Source organism: Streptoverticillium reticulum (assembly GCF_047456005.1).
Classification (GTDB): domain Bacteria; phylum Actinomycetota; class Actinomycetes; order Streptomycetales; family Streptomycetaceae; genus Streptomyces; species Streptomyces reticulum.
This window is the reverse complement of the sequence record NZ_CP179755.1, coordinates 6,539,824-6,555,281: the sequence shown is the minus strand read 5'-3', so window position 1 is coordinate 6,555,281 and position 15,458 is coordinate 6,539,824. Positions and strand designations below refer to the sequence as shown.

Sequence of the window (15,458 nt, the reverse complement as noted above, 5' to 3'; positions counted from 1 at the left end):
TCGGAAGGTACGGATCCGGGTGTGGTGCCGGCGGCCCCGCCTCACCACGTCCCCACCCTACTGCGCACGGCGATCACGGTGCCCCCGCACCGCCCCCGACGGCCGCGTCCCCGCTGCCGGCCCCGGGCACCTCCTCGTGCGGGGCCAGGCCCGCGAGGTCCCCGGTGTCGCCGAGGCGCAGCAGGAACGGCCGCAGCCGGGTGTAGCGGACGGCGCTGACCGAGCAGGGGTCGACGGCGATCCGCTGGAACTGGTCGAGGTGCAGGCCGAGCGCGTCGGCGACGATCGCCTTGAGGATGTCGCCGTGCGAGCACATGAGGTAGACCGCGTCGGGCCCGTGCTCCCGCTCGATGCGTTCGTTCCAGTCGCGCACGGCGTCGACGGCGCGGGTCTGCATGGCGCGTACGGACTCGCCGCCGGGGAACGCCGCGGCGGAGGGATGGCGCTGGACGACCTCCCACAGCGGCTCGCCGGCGAGTTCGGCGATCTTGCGGCCGGCCCAGTCGCCGTAGTGGCACTCGCCGATGCGCTCGTCGGTGTGCAGCGGCAGCTCCGGACGGGCGGCGAGCAGCGGGGCGAGGGTCTCCCGGCAGCGCTGCAGCGGACTGGTGACCACGGCGGCGAGCGGCAGGGCGGCCAGCCGGCCGGGGAGGGCGGCGGCCTGGGCCGCGCCGCGCTCGTCGAGGGCGACACCCGGGGTCCATCCGGCGAGCACGCCCCCGGTGTTGGCGGTGGACCGGCCGTGCCGGACCAGGATCAGGGTGGGCATGGGGGCCAGCCTAGGGGGTGTCCGATGGGTGGCCCCCGGTGTGCGGGAGAAAGGAGAGGCGCGAGAATGCCCGCGTGATCGTGGACTGTGCCATCTACCGGGACGGGCGCCGCACCGAGGGCCCGGCCGACTTCTCGGACGCGCTGGAACAGGCGCGCAGCCAGGGGGACTCCTTCGTCTGGATCGGGCTGTACGAGCCCACGGAGGACGAGTTCGCGCTGGTGGCCGAGGAGTTCCGGCTGCACCCGCTGGCCGTCGAGGACGCGCTCAAGGCGCACCAGCGGCCGAAGCTCGAGGTGTACGAGGACTCGCTGTTCCTGGTGCTCAAGCCCGTGGCGTACGACGACGAGCGGGACACCGTCACCGCCGGTGAGCTGATGCTGTTCGTCGGCGACTGCTTCGTGGTCGCCGTCCGGCACGGCGAGGGCGGCACGCCGGCCCGGGCGCGGCAGCGGCTGGAGCGGGACCCGGAACTGCTGCGGCACGGGCCGACGGCGGTGATGTACGCGATGAGCGACGAGGTCGTGGACCGCTACACCGAGGTGGCGGCCGCCCTCCAGGCGGACCTGGACGAGCTGGAGGCGGAGGTCTTCGCCCCGGTGGGCACGGACAACAAGAACACCGCTGCACGGATCTACTCCTTCAAGCGGCAGCTCGTGGAGTTCCGGCGCGCGACCGTCCCGCTCACCGTGCCGCTCGCGCGACTGTCCGGCGCGGGGCTGCCGTTCGCGGACGAACGGTCCCGGCCGTTCTTCCGTGACGTGAGCGACCACCTGGCGCGCGCCAACGAGTCGGTGGAGGGCCTGGACCGGCTGCTGTCCGACATCCTCTCGGCGCACCTGGCGCAGATGGGCGTGCAGCAGAACGACGACATGCGCAAGATCTCGGCCTGGGCGGCCATGGCCGCGGTGCCCACGATGATCGCCGGGGTCTACGGGATGAACTTCACGCACATGCCCGAACTGCGGCAGCCGTGGGGCTATCCGGCGGCGGTCGCGGTGATGGCGGGGCTGGTGGTGTGGCTGTACCGGATGTTCAAGCGGCGCGGCTGGCTGTGACGGCCACCGGGGGACAACCACCGGGTGACAACCGCCGGGCCGGTCAGACGAATTCGGGGTGCCTGGGCGCCGGACCGCCCAGGGCGTTGCGCCGGCGCGGCATGCGCAGCGTGACCATCCGCCGCCAGCCGCAGAGACGTTCGTAGGCGTACAGCACGTGAATGGCCGCCACGAGGGCGGCGGTCTTGCTCGGGGGCCAGCGCAGGATGCGGCCCATGTGGCCCGCCACGGCGAGGCTCACGTCGCGGTGGACGGCGATCTCGGCGAGGGCGCTGCGGCGCAGGATCCGGCGGATCGCCCGGCCGTGCCCGGCGGCGGTCAGGCGCAGCAACTCCTCGTGGCAGTAGGAGAGATGATTGCTCTCGTCGTGACGGATCACGGTGACGGCCCTGCCGACCTCGGGGTGGTCGCCGAAGTGCTCGACGAGCATCTCCATGTGCTCGGCCGCACGTTGCTCGGTGACCCTGCTGTGCGCGAGGTAGATGACGATGTCCCGTTCGGTCAGCCGGGTTTCGCCGCGCAGCCTGGTGTGCGGGAGGCCGATGCCACGCCGCTCCAGGATCCCGGTGTAGTCGGTCTCGGGGGGCACCTCGACGGGCTCCAGGCCGCGTTGGTGCAGCAGGGACCGGAAGATGCGGCCGTGTCTGTCCTCGTCGGCGCCGTGCCGGGCGATCTTGGGGGCGAGGGCGCGGTGGCGCTCGGGGACGAGGGCCGCGATCCGGCCGTTCTCCCAGCCGCCCCGGTCCTCGCCGCCGGCGGCGATCGAGCAGAAGAGCCGGAAGGATTCGTCGTCGCCGAGGATCTCCTGGAACAGACTTCTGGCCGAGAGCATCACGACCGCCTCCGTCTCCACTCCACCACCACGACATTCGCGAAATCCCAGTCAAATGCCCTGCAGGAGCAGCGGCAACAGGGGGCGGCGCGCACTCGGCCGAACGAAGGACGCACGCAACCTGCCCCCGGCCCGTAACCCTTGGCCCGTACGGGCGTTGTGCTGGTGTCGGCCGTGGCGGGGAAGCCACCCCCGAGCCCCCACCACGGCCGCAGAGCCCCCTCCGGCTACGCCAGCCCGGCCCGCTCCAGCGCCTCGACTCCGGTCCGCAGCGCCGTGATCCGCTCGTCCAGCGTGAAGCCCGCGGGGGCGAGGGAGAGCGTGGTGACCCCCGCATCGGCGTAGGCCTGCATACGGTCGGCGATGCGCTCCACCGGGCCGAGCAGCGTGGTGGAGTCGATCAGCTGCCGCGGCACGGCGGCGGCCGCGCCCGCCTTGTCCCCGGCGAGGTACTTCTCCTGGATCTCGGCCGCCTCCTTCTCGTAACCCATGCGCTGCGCCAGCTTGTTGTAGAAGTTCTGCTTGGCGCTGCCCATGCCGCCCACGTAGAGGGCGGTGTACGGGCGGAAGAGGTCGGCGAGGGCGCCCGGGTCGTCGCCCACGGCCATCGGGACGGTCGGCACGAGGTCGAAGCCGTCGAGCTCCTTGCCGGCCTTGGCGCGGCCCGCGCGCAGCGCGCCGAGCGTGGTCTCCTCGGCGTGCTCGGGGGCGAAGAAGACGACCAGGGCACCGTCGGCGATCTCGCCGGTCTGCTCCAGGTTCTTCGGCCCGATCGCCGCGATGTACAGCGGGATGTGCTCGCGCACCGGGTGCACGGTCAGCTTGATCGGCTTGCCGGGGCCGCCGGGCAGCGGCAGGGTCCAGTGCTCCCCCTCGTGGGTGAGCCGCTCGCGGGACATCGCCTTGCGGATGATCTCGACGTACTCGCGGGTGCGGGCGAGCGGCTTGTCGAACTTCACCCCGTACCAGCCCTCGGACACCTGCGGACCGGACACGCCCAGGCCCAGCCGGAAACGGCCGCCCGAGAGCGAGTCGAGGGTCGCGGCCGTCATCGCCGTCATGGTGGGCGTGCGGGCGGGGATCTGGAAGATCGCCGAACCGACGTCGATCCGCTCGGTCTGCGCGGCGACCCACGACAGCACGGTGGGGGCGTCGGAACCGTACGCCTCGGCCGCCCAGCAGACGGCGTAGCCGAGCCGGTCGGCCTCGCGGGCCACCGCCAGGTTGTCCGCATCCATCCCGGCTCCCCAGTAGCCGAGGTTGATTCCGAGCCGCATCCGAGCCATCGGGGCACTCCCTACCGATCAGTAACGTCGTCGTTGCCGGGACTGTAGCGTGCCGGCCGGGGATACGTCACCGGGCGTCGGCCGCGGGGCGGGCCGCGGCCAGTAAGGTCACCCGCTATGGAGCTAAGGCATCTCGGGCGCACGGGCCTGCGCGTGTCCCGGATCGGGCTCGGCACGCTGACCTGGGGCCGGGACACCGACGAGCACGACGCGGCGGAACAGCTCAAGACGTTCCTGGAGGCGGGCGGCACGCTCGTCGACACCGCGGACGTCTACGCGGACGGCGGCGCGGAGTACCTGCTCGGGCAACTGATGGAGGAGCTCGTCCCGCGCCGCGACCTGGTCATCGCGACGAAGGCGGGCAGCGTGCCGGACCCGGACCGGCGGTTCGACGGTTCGCGCGGGCATCTGCTCGCCGCGCTCGACGCCTCCCTGGAGCGGCTCGGCACCGACTACGTCGACCTGTGGCAGCTGCACGCCTTCGATCCGTTCACCCCGGTGGAGGAGACCCTCCAGGCCCTCGACCTCGCCGTCGCCAGCGGCCGGGCCCGCTATGCGGGGGTCTCCAACTTCTGCGGCTGGCAGCTGGCCAAGGCCGCCACCTGGCAGCTCGCGGCACCGGGCACGCGCACCCGGCTGGCCAGCACACAGATGGAGTACTCGCTGCTGCAGCGCGGCATCGAGCGCGAAGTGCTGCCGGCCGCCCGTGACCTGGGCATCGGCATCCTGCCCTCGTCGCCGCTCGGGCGCGGCGTGCTGACCGGCAAGTACCGCCGCGGCACCCCGGTGGACTCGCGCGGCGCCTCGGACCACCTGGCCGCCTTCGTCGAGCCGTACCTGGACGAGGCGGCGGGGCACATCGTCGACGCGGTCGCCACGGCGGCGGACGGGCTGGCGACGACGCCGCTGCAGGTGGCCCTGGCCTGGGTCCGGGACCGCCCGGGCGTGGTCGCCCCGATCGTCGGGGCGCGGACGGCGGAGCAGCTCGCGGCGGCGTTGTCAGTGGAGACCCTTACGCTTCCGGACGAGATCTGCAGGGCTCTCGACGACGTGTCGGCGCCCGTGCACCGCTACCCCGATCAGGACTGGAGCACGCTGTGACGACCGATCACCCCGCCGAGGGGGCCGATTCCGCCGCCGCGGAGGGCGGGCGGCGGTCCGCCGCCGCCGAGGCGCTGGCGGCCGCCGTGCGGGCCGTCGAGAGCGGGGAGCGGTCGGCCGCCTCCTTCTTCAACGAGCCTGCTGCGCGGCCCGCGGCGCGGCCGGCGCCGAAGCCTGCCCGGATCCCGGCGGCTGCGCCGGCGCCCGCACGGCGGCAGCCGGTCCCTCCGGGGGCCGGGGTGCGCGAGGTGCTGGCGGCGGGCGGGGCGCCCGAGTCGCTCGCCGGGCCCGCGACCGAGGTTCTCGGCGAGCAGGCGGCCGACGTGCTGCGCGAGGACCCGTGGCAGCTGCTGGCGGTGCCGGGTGTGCGTCCCGAGCAGGCCGACGGCTTCGCGCGGGCGCTGCTCGGTGCGGAGTGCGGGCCGGGGGACGAGCGTCGGGCGCAGGCCCTGGTCGTGTGGCTGCTGGAGCGCGCCGCCCTCGCGGGGCACACGGTGCTGGAGTCGTCGGTGCTGCGTGCCGAACTGGCCCGCCGTTCCGTGCCCGACGCGGACGCGGACGCGGCGCTGCAGGCGGCCATTGCCGAGGGTGCGGTGCTGGTGTTCCAGGAGGGCGAGCAGGGGGAGGCGGCGGAGGAGTCGGAGGAAGCCGCCGACGTCCGGCTGCTGTTGGGGCTCGACCGGTACGCCATGGCCGAGGAAAGCCTCGCCGACGGGCTGGCCCGGCTGCTCAACAACGGCCCGGCGGAGGCCGGTTCGGAGTGGGAGGAGGCGGCGGCCGCCGCTCCCTCGCCCTCCGCCGCCGAGCTCGTGCGCGCCACGGCCGGGGCCGGTCTCGTGACGCACAGCGGCGGCGAGACGGCCCGCGCGGAGCCGGCTGCGCTGGTGGCCGCCGCCCGTTCGCTCGGGCTGCGCGCGTGGGCCGCCGCGCACACCGAGAACGGCAGGCGCCGTCTCGTCGAGCAGGGCGAGGCGGACGCGGTGACGGTGGCGGGTCTGCTGGCGGGCCGGGAGGGTCCGGGGCGTGACGAGGACGGTTCGTTCGCGCTCGACCTGCTCGCCGTCCTCGATGCGCCCCAGCTGGACGTGGAGACGACCGCCCTGCTGGTGGAGTCGCTGGCGGACGGCACGCGGCTGGTACTCAGCGGCGACCCGGGCGTGCTCTGGTCGGCCGGTGCGGGCCGGGTGTTCGCGGATGTGGTGGCGTCCCGCGCCTGCCCGGTCGTGGTCTCGCGCACCCCGGACCCGGGTCCGGTGGGCGAGTTGGTCTCCGGCATCGGCATCGGCGAGCTCAACCAGGTGGACGCCCCGGGCAAGGAGGTCGTGATCGTTCCCGTGCGGGACGCCGGTGAGGCGGTGCACCGCACGGTGCAGCTCGTCGCCGACTCCGTGCCGCGCGCGATCGGTGTGCCGCCGGAGCAGACCCAGGTGATCACCCCGGGCCACGGCGGTGCCGCGGGAACGCGGGCGCTCAATGCGGCACTCAAGGAGCGACTGAACCCGGGCCCCGGCCGGTTCGGCGGTTTCGACCCGGGCGACCGGATCGTGCACGTTCCGGCGCCGGGCCGGGCGGTCCCGGGCACGGTGGTCTCGGCGGATGCCGAGGGGCTGCGCCTGGAGTGCGGCGGTGCCCCGGTCGTCGTGGCGCCGGACCGGGTTCCGGAGGAGGTGCGGCACGGCTGGGCCGTCACCGCGCACCAGGCGGCCGGGATGCGCTGGCCGGCCGCCGTGGTGGTGCTGCCGGGCGATGCGGCCGGGGAGCTGACCCGGGCGTGGGTCTACACCGCGTTCAGCCGTGGCGAGCGCCATCTGTCGGTCGTGCACGGCGTCGACCAGGCGCTGCCCCGGGCGGTCGCCGAGGTGCCGGCGAAGGAGCGGACCACCCGGCTGCGGTCCCTGCTGGAGGCGCAGACCCGCACTGCCGGGTGACCAGACGCTCCGCGGGGAGTGCGGTGCGTCGACCTGCGGGCTCGTCTGGGGGCACCTCCTGGGGGCACCCCCAGCGGTAGCTGGGGGAGGTAGCTGGGGGATGGTCGCGCCCACGCGGCGGAGCCGCACATCGAAACAGCCCCGCGCCCCTTCGGGGCGCCCGGCAGGGGGAGGGCTCAGCCCTTCCCCTGCCGGGCGCGGGTCCCGCTCGCGGACTCCTCGTCGCCGCCGTCCTCGTCGATTCCGTCGTCGATCCCGTCGTCGCCGTCGTCGCCATCGTCGAAGGCGTCGTCGCCGAGGTCGTCGAGCTCCTCGTCGAAGACGGCGCTGACGTCGAACCGGCAGATCACCCGCTGCGCTTCGGGCTGTTCGAAGGGTTCCGAGAGCCAGTCCCCCGGCTCCGCGAGTCCGTCGGCCGCGGCCACCCACAGAGTGGAGTCACCCTCCTCCAGGCCGAACTCCTTGTGCCGGGAGGCGATTTCATCCGGTTCGTACTCCCCGAAGAGCACCGTGACCGCCGCGTGCACGCTGCTGCCCACGATGCCCGCCGCCGTGCCGGGCGCCCCGGCGTCCGCCTCGACGTCGGGGTCGAGGTCGGCGACGCGCTGGGCCTGGGCGAGCAGCCGCTGGGGCTCGGCCACCGCATAATCCCTGCGGATCAGCACGCTGAGCGCGCTCGGCTCTTCCGGACCCGCGTAGCCGGGCAGGGAGTCGTCGCCGGGGATCTCGAAGGGGGTGACCTCGTCGTAGACGTCGTAGAGCAGCTCGTCGTAGGCCTCGGCTGTCGCGGCCAGCTCGTTGAACGCGGCGTAGACGGCCGGGTCGTCCTCCCCCGAGCGGCGTTCTACGGCCTCAAGGTGGCGGTCCAGAGCGGCTTTGACCGCCTCGGCGGCGGCCCGTACCTCGGCAGCGGTCGGCTGCGCAGCATCAGACATACTGCAGACGCTATCCGTACCGGGGCTGTTCCCGCACAATAGATGCGATGCCGGAATACGAATTCTGTGATGTGTATGTGCCGCGGGGGGTCTCCCGAGGGGCGGCCACGCGCCTGCTGACCGATCATGCCGAGTACGGACACTGGGAGTTGGACCGCCTGCGCCTGTACCCCGACGGCAGCCGCAGGGTGCGGCTGCGGCGGCGGATCATCCGCCAGCTGCGCGCCACGTGGTGACCGCACGGACGACTGCGATGACACGGAAGGAGCGGGCCCCGCGATCCGCGGGACCCGCTCCGTACTGCCGTGACCTACGGGCTCAGCCCTGCGCGCCCTGCGAGCGGCGGTAGAGGACCGCACCGCCGAGCAGCAGCGCGGCGCTGGCCGCGCCGGCCATGCCGATCTGGCCGGCGCCGGTGTGCGCGAGCTGGGCGGCCTTGGTGCCGGCCTGCGCCATCGTGGACGGCTGCTCGGGCGCACGGTGCACGCCCTTCACGGCCGTGACGGGCTTGACCTCGTGCGTGCCGGGCGCACCCGGGGCGTGGCCGCCCGGCTGGTGCTGCGCGGGCTGCTGCTCGTGGCCGCCCGGCTGACCGCCCTCGGAGGGCGGGTTGCCGTGGTGCTGCCCGTGCCCGGGGTGGTGCGGGCCGTGGTCGTCGCAGTCGTCGGACGGGGGCTGCCCGTGGTGGCGGGACGGCTCGTGCTCCCAGGGGCCGCCCTGCTCGCGGTCGCCGCCGACGTCGTTGAAGCACCCGTTGCCGGTGGCCGAGTTGCCGACGCCGACGGCGCTGACGTTGTCGCCGCAGGCGTTGACCGGGACGCTGACCGGGACCTGCACGACGTTCCCGGAGGCGATGCCGGGCGAGTGCTCGGCCTTGCCCGCGGCGAGGGCGACGCCGGTGCCGCGGCCCTCGTGGCCTTCACGGCCCTCGTGCCCGTTGCCGCCGTGGCCCTTGTGGCCCTCGTGGCCCCGGTGGAAGTGGCCGCCGCCGTTGATGCAGGTGTTGCCCGAGGCCGAGTTGAGCAGACCGACCACGTTCACGGTGTTGCCACAGACGTTCACCGGTGCGTGGACCGGGACCTGCACGGTGTTGCCGGAGGCGACACCGGGGGAATGTGCGGCGACGCCCTCGGCGCCGGTGTCCGCGTGTGCGTAGCCGCCGGTGACGGCGAGTACCCCGCTCGCCGCCGCTACGGTGAGCAGGCCCTTCTTGGAGACCTGTCGCATTGCTTCTGCCCCTCTGCTGCTTTTTGCGCTTCTTGCCATGTCGAAAACCGAGCGGCCCAGCCGACGGCTCATCGAAACCCCGGCGGCTCCGAAGCGCATGGCGCGCGCTTCGGAGCCGCCCTCCTTCAAACCCTCATGGAAGGGGGCACAACGTCACTTGTTGATGCAGGTGTTGCCGGTGGCCGGGTTCAGCAGCCCGACGACGTTGATCGTGTTGCCGCACACGTTGACCGGGACCTCCACCGGCACCTGCACGACGTTGCCGGAAACGACTCCGGGGCTGTTCACGGCAGCGCCCTCGGCGCCCGAGCTGGCAGCAGCCACCCCCGCGCCCGCGAGCACGAGACCGCCGGTGGCAGCCGCAGCAGCGGCGACCTTCTTGAGCATGGATTCCTCCTTGTTGGCATGCGGTCCCAGCCGCGGACCGCACACCTGTAACGACACGGAGGCAATCGGGCTACGTAGCCATGAGGGCATTCACTCTTTCCGGCTACGAAAGCGCCAAGATCGAGCAGAGTGGCTTTTGTTCAGTACCCGAGTCAGCACTCATCCAGGAAGCGGTCGAGCACCCGCGCCCCGAATTTCAGACCATCCACCGGCACCCGCTCGTCCACTCCGTGGAACATCCCGGCGAAGTCCAGCTCGGGGGGCAGCTTGAGGGGCGCGAAGCCGAAGCAGCGGATGCCGAGGTCGGCGAAGGACTTGGCGTCGGTGCCGCCGGAGAGCATGTAGGGGACGGCGCGCGCGATGGGGTCCTCGGCCTTCAGCGCCGACTGCATCGCCTCCACGAGGTCGCCGTCGAAGCTCGTCTCCAGCGCCTTGTCCGCGTGCACGTCCTCGCGCCGCACGCGCGGCCCGAGGATCCGGTCGAGGTCGGCGAGGAACTCCTCCTCGTACCCGGGCAGGTAGCGGCCGTCGACGTGCGCCGTGGCCTGCCCGGGGATCACGTTGACCTTGTAGCCCGCGCCGAGCATGGTCGGCGCCGCGCTGTTGCGCAGCGTGGTGCCGATCATCCGGGCGATGCCGCCGAGCTTGGCGAGGGTCGTCTCCATGTCCTCCGGGTCGAGCGGGGTGCCGAGCGCGTCGGAGAGCTCGTCGAGGAAGGACCGCACGGTCTTGGTCACCCGCACCGGGAACTCGTGCCGCCCCAGCCGGGCGACCGCCTCGCAGAGCTCGGTGATCGCGTTGTCCGTGTTGGTCATCGAACCGTGGCCCGCCGTGCCGTCCACGGTGAGCCGCATCCAGTGCATGCCCTTCTCGGCCGTCTCGATCAGATAGAGCCGCAGGTTCTCGTTGACGGTGAAGGAGAAGCCGCCCACCTCGCCGATGGCCTCGGTCACGCCCTCGAAGAGCCCGGGGTGCTTGTCGACCAGGTGGCGGGCGCCGTAGGTGCCGCCCGCCTCCTCGTCGGCGAGGAAGGCGAGCACGACGTCGCGCGGGGGCTTGCGGCCCGAGCGCATCCGGTCGCGGACGACCGCGAGCGTCATCGCGTCCATGTCCTTCATGTCCACCGCGCCGCGTCCCCAGACGCACCCGTCGGCGATCTCGCCGGAGAAGGGGTGGTGGGTCCAGTCGTCGGCGTTGGCCGGGACGACGTCGGTGTGCCCGTGGATGAGCAGGGCGGGGCGGGACGGGTCCTCGCCCTCGATGCGGGCCACGGTCGAGGCGCGGCCCTTGTGGGACTCGAAGATCTGCGGCTCGAGCCCGACCTCGGCGAGCTTCTCGGCCACGTATTCGGCGGCGGCACGCTCTCCCGGTCCGGAGTGGTCGCCGTAATTGCTGGTGTCGATCCGGATCAGATCGCGGCAGAGGTCGACGACCTCGCTCTCGGCGCTCCCCGCCCCCGCGCCCCCGCTACGGGCCGGCTTCGACTCGCTCACGCTGCCTCCTCGTGGTTCATCGGCCGGGGCCCGACTGCGGACGGACCCCGGCTCTGGGTCCTCCGCCATCCTCTCTCGCCCGTTCCCGCAGCCCAAGGCCGCAATGCTGCCGACATACGGCCGCAACGAACGGCCCCGCACGGGCCCCGGGGCCCCAGGACGGGCCCTGGTCCGGCAGGGTGATCGAGCACCCCCGGATGTTTGCTATTGTTTTCTCTGTCGCCGCGGGGAACACCCCGCAGAGACAAACACCTAGTCCGGGTGGCGGAATGGCAGACGCGCTAGCTTGAGGTGCTAGTGCCCTTTATCGGGCGTGGGGGTTCAAGTCCCCCCTCGGACACTCACAGAAAAAGAAACCCCAGCTCAGCTGGGGTTTTTCTGTGTGTTCGGATCCACTTCACACGGGCGTCAAGGCATGAACGTTTCTCTCACCGACCGGCCCACCGGCACCCCGGCGACGGGCCGCACCGTCCGGGTGGGCGTGCTGGTCACCGCGCTCCTCACCGCCTGCATTGCGTTCCAGCTCAATGCCAGCATGCTCAGCCCCGCGCTGAAGAGCATCCAGGACAGCCTCGGGGCCAGCTCCGCGGAGGTCGGCCTCACCCAGACCGCCTTCTTCACCTCGGCGGCGCTGTTCTCGCTCTTCCTGCCGCGGCTCGGCGACGTCGTCGGGCGCCGCAAGGTGCTGGCCGGAATGCTGGCCCTGATGGCCGTCGGCTGCGTCGTCGCGGCGCTGTCGGACAGCGTGCCCATGCTGTTCGTGGGCCGCATCCTGCAGGGTGCGTCCGGCCCGACCGTCCCGCTGTGCCTGATCATGCTGCGGCAGGAGGTCACCGAGCCCAAGCGGTACGGCACCCTGCTCGGCATGATCACCGCCGTCAACGGCGGCGTCGCCGGCGTCGACTCCCTCGCGGGCGGCTTCCTCGCCGACAAGCACGGCTTCCAGGCCGTCTTCTGGGCCATGGCCGCGGTGGCCGTGATCGCGACCGTGCTGGCCGCCACCATGACGCCGGAGTCCAAGGTCGAGGGCGCGCACCGGATGGACTGGCCCGGCGTCGGCCTCCTCGTCGTCTCGGTCGGTTCGCTGCTCGTCGCCCTGAACGAGGCCGGCAAGCTCGCCGCCGCCAACTGGGGCCTGGTCGCCGGGCTGGTCGTCGTCGCCGCGGCCGCGTTCGCCGTGTTCTGGCGCATCGAGGACCGCTCCAAGCACCCGCTGGTCGCCACCCGGCACCTCAAGCAGCGCGGCACCTGGGCCACGCTGCTGACCACCACGCTCACCATGACCGGCGTGTTCGCCGTCATGAACGGCCTGATCCCGGCCTTCGCCCAGGACGCCAAGGCCGGCCTCGGCATGACCGCCGAGCAGTCCGCGTGGTGGACCCTCACCCCGTACGCGCTCGCCGGCCTGGCCATGGGCCCGGTCGCCGGCCGCCTCGCCGCCACCTTCGGCTACGGGCGCATCCTGCGGATCGGCCTCGTCGGATCGGTGGCCTCCGTCGTCCTGATGATCGTCACGATCCCGGCGCACTCGCGCCTGATGCTGCTGGCGACGTCGATCCTCGTGGGCATCGCCTACGCGGGCGTGGCGAACATCGTGCTCAACGGGCTCGGCATCGTGCTGTCCCCGAACGAGAACCCCGGCTTCCTGCCCGGCCTGAACGCGGGCGCGTTCAACCTGGGTGCAGGCCTGAGCTTCGCCCTGCTGTTCGCCGTGCAGACGGCGGCCCAGCCGTCCGACCCGGCGTCGGCGAGCGGGTACGTCACCAGCATGATCGCCGGTGTGGTCATCATGGCCGCCGCGATCGGGACGTCCTTCCTGATCCCGAAGCCGGTCGCGGCGGAGGCACAGGAGTAACGGCGCCGCGCCGCCCGTACCCGTCCGAAAGCCCCGGCTGTGCCGGGGCTTTCGGTTTTCCGCGGTGCGTATCATCGGCCGGATGATCACCAAGAAGGCGTCCGCCGCCCCCTGCCGGATCACCGTGTGCCGCGGCTGCTGCTGCGGCGACCCGGCGAAAGTGCCCGGGGTCGATCACGGCGGGCAGATACCCCGGCTGCGCGCGGCGCTGGGCGGGGCGGCGGAGGTAAGGGCGTCGGAGTGCCTGGACGTCTGCGACCAGGCCAATGTGGTCGTGGTGCAGCCGTCGGCCGCGGGGCGGGCCGCCGGGGGGCGGCCCGTGTGGCTGGGGCTCGTCAACGACGACGAGGCGCTGACGGACATCGCGGCGTGGGTCCGGGCCGGGGGTCCGGGGCTGGCGGAGCCGCCGGGGGTGCTGGACCTGTACGAGTTCACCGTCTCGCGACGGGTGGGGAAGGCGCTGGAGGGCTGAAGCCCTCGCCCCGAAGGGGCGCGGGGAACTGCGCGCTCAGCCACGACGCGCCTGCAGTCGAGGTTCCCGGGGCTTCGCCCCGGACCCCTGGGGTAGTTGCCTCAACTGCGGGCCGTCGGTGGCTGGTCGCGCAGTTCCCCGCGCCCCTTACGGGGCGCGATCACGGCAAGTCCAGTGCCGGGTTCCGATCGAAGAAGCCCGTCGGCTTCAGCGTGAAGCCCGTCGCATCGGCCGGCATGACCGGCCACTCCTCCAGGCGCGGCAGGTGCGTCGGCCCGAACGTGTGCCACACCGTCAGCTCCGTGTCCCGCAGGGACTCGCCGCCCGTCGTCCACTCCGGCAGGCCCGCGCCCCCGGGGTGCTGGTTGGGGTGTTCGCCCGCCGGGTAGCGGCGGTCGGGGCGGTGCCGGGTGACCCACACGTGCTTGGTGCCGTAGGTCATGCGCCGGGCCACCGGGGAGCCGGGGCGGGCGAGGACGGCCGGGCCGGGCTGCGGGACGAGCGTGTAGGCGACCGGCTGTCCCATGCGGTTCCGCGCAGCGGAGTTGGTGATGCGCCAGCGGCGGCCGACGGACGTGTCCGCGAGGCGGCCGCCCTCCGCGCTGTCCGTGAGCACGGTCGTCCGGGTCGTGAACGCATTGCCGTTGGGGTTGCCGGGCCCGTCCGGCAGCGGCACCACGTCCACCTCCTCGACCGTGTTGGCCGGTCCGTCGACGGCCGCGTCGAGCCGTACGCAGAACAGGTGCTGGTGGTACGGGGCGAGCAGCCCCGGCGCCACCTCCGTGCCGAACGGCGAGCCCTCCCCCGGCTCGACGGCCGAGGTCTGCACGATGCCGGTGGACTTGGCCTCGAAGGCGATGGTGCCGTCCTGGTGGAAGTACCAGTAGAAGCCGTAGTCGTAGTTGCCGACGGTGGCGATGAACGAGACGACCAGGCGCCGCGAACGGCGGCTCTCGACGGCCATGTCGGCGAACACGTCGGTGTGCTTCCACAGGAGTCCGTGGTCCTCCTCGTGGATGCAGACCGCGTTGGGCAGCGTCCGCGGCCTGGCCAGGTCGTCGGCGACGACGGCGTCGAGGTAGCGGATCTCGCCGAGGCAGTCGCAGCCGAGGCGGAGGGCGTTGGCGTTGGCGCCGAGGCCGTACTCGCCCGCGTCGAGGAAGGCGACCCAGTTGCGGGACGCGTCCGGTTCCCCGTAGGCCACGGCCATCTCGGCCAGGGAGGCGCGGTGCAGCACGGAGCGTTCGCGGTCGCCGTCGCGGTGGGTGATGCGGTGCAGGACGAGGCCCTCGCGGGCGTTGAAGTCGACGCGGAAGCTCCAGTTCTGCCAGGTGAGCAGCGGGCCGTCGAGGCGGAAGGAGGGGCCCTCGGGCTGGGTGATCTCCAGCGGGCGCAGGCCGGTGCGGGCGGGACCGGTGAACTCGCGGGCGTAGCGCCCGCATTCGGCGGGTACGGGCACTGCCCCGGTGTCGACGAGGCGCACGACCCGCCGTTCGGTCACGTCGACGTCCGCCACCAGCCCGCCCACCGGGTGGGCCCACGGGCTGTCGGAGGCGTCGCAGCGCAGCCAGGTCAGCGAGCGCACCAGGCGGCGGCCGGGCCGGGCGTCGGGCGCGCAACCGGCCGCCAGCGGTGCGCAGATGGCCAGTTCCAGGGCTTCGTCCGGCACGCCGCGGGCGGCCATCGCCGTGCGCCAACCGGGGTCCGCCTTGACGATCGCGTCGACGACGCCCTGTTCCTCGAAGGCGAGTTGGGGCTGTCCGTCCTTGGCCGGGTCGAGTTCCCGGTGGGCGAGGAGCAGTCCGGCGGTGACGTCGACGACGGCCTCGGCCGCGGCGCCGGTGGCCGCGTCGAGGAGGGTGACCCGCAGTCTGCGGACCACCGGGTCGCCGGGGCGGTGGGCGGCCGCGGTGTGCCGTTCGGGCTCGTCGAGCAGGACGAGGGGGAAGCGGGTGGTGTCGTGCACCTTGCCCGCTTCCTCGAGTATGCGGCGGGCCTCGGTGATCTCCTCGGCGCTCAGCGGGTCGAGGGGGTGCGGGAGGGCGGGCCCGGCGGGGGGTGTGGGGGCGGGGTGGCAGCAGGAGGTCATGAGGAAACCTTTCTGTCGGCTCGATC

Annotated in this window: 14 protein-coding genes and 1 tRNA gene; 7 read left to right on the top strand and 8 right to left on the bottom strand. The window is 73.0% G+C overall.

The genetic code is table 11. From position 1 onward, the window contains the following. Window positions 1–73 precede the first annotated feature (73 nt). Window positions 74–769: a histidine phosphatase family protein gene (locus ACMATS_RS30180; RefSeq protein ID WP_414169692.1), complete on the bottom strand. Its 696-nt coding sequence runs from the start codon at window positions 767–769 to the stop codon at window positions 74–76. Window positions 770–843: 74 nt separating this feature from the next. Between ACMATS_RS30180 and ACMATS_RS30175 the strand changes: the two genes are divergently transcribed. Further along, window positions 844–1,827: a magnesium and cobalt transport protein CorA gene (locus tag ACMATS_RS30175; RefSeq protein WP_390778935.1), complete on the top strand. Its 984-nt coding sequence runs from the start codon at window positions 844–846 to the stop codon at window positions 1,825–1,827. Between the two features lie 43 nt (window positions 1,828–1,870). Here ACMATS_RS30175 and ACMATS_RS30170 read toward each other — a convergent pair whose 3' ends face one another. Both ACMATS_RS30170 and ACMATS_RS30165 read right to left on the bottom strand, forming a co-directional pair. Continuing rightward, the gene (locus ACMATS_RS30170) at window positions 1,871–2,659 is read right to left on the bottom strand and encodes a ferritin-like domain-containing protein (protein WP_414170823.1); all 789 of its coding nucleotides are present in this window, start codon (window positions 2,657–2,659) and stop codon (window positions 1,871–1,873) included. A gap of 227 nt (window positions 2,660–2,886) precedes the next feature. After that, the gene (locus tag ACMATS_RS30165; RefSeq protein WP_391154339.1) at window positions 2,887–3,936 is read right to left on the bottom strand and encodes an LLM class F420-dependent oxidoreductase; all 1,050 of its coding nucleotides are present in this window, start codon (window positions 3,934–3,936) and stop codon (window positions 2,887–2,889) included. 126 nt (window positions 3,937–4,062) lie between these two features. Between ACMATS_RS30165 and ACMATS_RS30160 the strand changes: the two genes are divergently transcribed. Both ACMATS_RS30160 and ACMATS_RS30155 read left to right on the top strand, forming a co-directional pair. Then, window positions 4,063–5,046 carry an aldo/keto reductase gene (locus tag ACMATS_RS30160; RefSeq protein ID WP_414169691.1) on the top strand — a complete coding sequence of 328 codons (984 nt, stop codon included), beginning with the start codon at window positions 4,063–4,065 and terminating at the stop codon, window positions 5,044–5,046. After that, window positions 5,043–6,974: a helix-hairpin-helix domain-containing protein gene (locus ACMATS_RS30155; RefSeq protein ID WP_414169690.1), complete on the top strand. Its 1,932-nt coding sequence runs from the start codon at window positions 5,043–5,045 to the stop codon at window positions 6,972–6,974. Before ACMATS_RS30160 ends, ACMATS_RS30155 begins: the two co-directional genes overlap by 4 nt. Window positions 6,975–7,150: 176 nt before the next feature. On the opposite strand, the gene ACMATS_RS30150 is transcribed toward ACMATS_RS30155, so the two are convergent. Beyond that, entirely contained in the window at window positions 7,151–7,909 is a 759-nt protein-coding gene (locus tag ACMATS_RS30150) for a hypothetical protein (protein ID WP_414169689.1), read from the bottom strand. Window positions 7,910–7,956: 47 nt separating this feature from the next. On the opposite strand from ACMATS_RS30150, the gene ACMATS_RS30145 reads away from it, so the two are divergent. Further along, entirely contained in the window at window positions 7,957–8,145 is a 189-nt protein-coding gene (locus ACMATS_RS30145) for a DUF5703 family protein (RefSeq protein ID WP_171080410.1), read from the top strand. Between the two features lie 82 nt (window positions 8,146–8,227). On the opposite strand, the gene ACMATS_RS30140 is transcribed toward ACMATS_RS30145, so the two are convergent. The 3 genes from ACMATS_RS30140 to ACMATS_RS30130 form a co-directional block, all read right to left on the bottom strand. Further along, window positions 8,228–9,136 carry a chaplin gene (locus tag ACMATS_RS30140; RefSeq protein ID WP_390778931.1) on the bottom strand — a complete coding sequence of 303 codons (909 nt, stop codon included), beginning with the start codon at window positions 9,134–9,136 and terminating at the stop codon, window positions 8,228–8,230. Window positions 9,137–9,289: 153 nt separating this feature from the next. After that, on the bottom strand, window positions 9,290–9,523 hold the full coding sequence (locus ACMATS_RS30135) for a chaplin (RefSeq protein WP_390778930.1): 234 nt from the start codon (window positions 9,521–9,523) through the stop codon (window positions 9,290–9,292). Window positions 9,524–9,675: 152 nt separating this feature from the next. Next, window positions 9,676–11,016 carry a M20/M25/M40 family metallo-hydrolase gene (locus ACMATS_RS30130; RefSeq protein ID WP_390778929.1) on the bottom strand — a complete coding sequence of 447 codons (1,341 nt, stop codon included), beginning with the start codon at window positions 11,014–11,016 and terminating at the stop codon, window positions 9,676–9,678. 255 nt (window positions 11,017–11,271) lie between these two features. Between ACMATS_RS30130 and ACMATS_RS30125 the strand changes: the two genes are divergently transcribed. The 3 genes from ACMATS_RS30125 to ACMATS_RS30115 all read left to right on the top strand — a co-directional run bounded on the left by ACMATS_RS30125 (window position 11,272) and on the right by ACMATS_RS30115 (window position 13,343). Beyond that, window positions 11,272–11,356 (top strand) — tRNA-Leu (locus ACMATS_RS30125). A 75-nt stretch (window positions 11,357–11,431) separates the two neighbouring features. Further along, window positions 11,432–12,871 carry an MFS transporter gene (locus tag ACMATS_RS30120; protein WP_414169688.1) on the top strand — a complete coding sequence of 480 codons (1,440 nt, stop codon included), beginning with the start codon at window positions 11,432–11,434 and terminating at the stop codon, window positions 12,869–12,871. Window positions 12,872–12,953: 82 nt separating this feature from the next. Beyond that, window positions 12,954–13,343 carry a (2Fe-2S) ferredoxin domain-containing protein gene (locus ACMATS_RS30115; RefSeq protein ID WP_390778927.1) on the top strand — a complete coding sequence of 130 codons (390 nt, stop codon included), beginning with the start codon at window positions 12,954–12,956 and terminating at the stop codon, window positions 13,341–13,343. Window positions 13,344–13,503: 160 nt separating this feature from the next. Here ACMATS_RS30115 and ACMATS_RS30110 read toward each other — a convergent pair whose 3' ends face one another. Further along, a complete protein-coding gene (locus ACMATS_RS30110; RefSeq protein WP_414169687.1) occupies window positions 13,504–15,432 on the bottom strand; it encodes a primary-amine oxidase in 1,929 nt (642 codons plus the stop codon). Window positions 15,433–15,458: the final 26 nt, after the last annotated feature.

Coding starts and splice junctions, on each gene's coding strand:
- ACMATS_RS30160 (WP_414169691.1), top strand. CDS start 4,063: ATGGAGCTAAGGCATCTCGGGCGCACGGGCCTGCGCGTGTCCCGGATC.
- ACMATS_RS30165 (WP_391154339.1), bottom strand. CDS start 3,936: ATGCGGCTCGGAATCAACCTCGGCTACTGGGGAGCCGGGATGGATGCG.
- ACMATS_RS30180 (WP_414169692.1), bottom strand. CDS start 769: ATGCCCACCCTGATCCTGGTCCGGCACGGCCGGTCCACCGCCAACACC.
- ACMATS_RS30150 (WP_414169689.1), bottom strand. CDS start 7,909: ATGTCTGATGCTGCGCAGCCGACCGCTGCCGAGGTACGGGCCGCCGCC.
- ACMATS_RS30145 (WP_171080410.1), top strand. CDS start 7,957: ATGCCGGAATACGAATTCTGTGATGTGTATGTGCCGCGGGGGGTCTCC.
- ACMATS_RS30135 (WP_390778930.1), bottom strand. CDS start 9,523: ATGCTCAAGAAGGTCGCCGCTGCTGCGGCTGCCACCGGCGGTCTCGTG.
- ACMATS_RS30115 (WP_390778927.1), top strand. CDS start 12,954: ATGATCACCAAGAAGGCGTCCGCCGCCCCCTGCCGGATCACCGTGTGC.
- ACMATS_RS30110 (WP_414169687.1), bottom strand. CDS start 15,432: ATGACCTCCTGCTGCCACCCCGCCCCCACACCCCCCGCCGGGCCCGCC.
- ACMATS_RS30140 (WP_390778931.1), bottom strand. CDS start 9,136: ATGCGACAGGTCTCCAAGAAGGGCCTGCTCACCGTAGCGGCGGCGAGC.
- ACMATS_RS30170 (WP_414170823.1), bottom strand. CDS start 2,659: ATGCTCTCGGCCAGAAGTCTGTTCCAGGAGATCCTCGGCGACGACGAA.
- ACMATS_RS30120 (WP_414169688.1), top strand. CDS start 11,432: ATGAACGTTTCTCTCACCGACCGGCCCACCGGCACCCCGGCGACGGGC.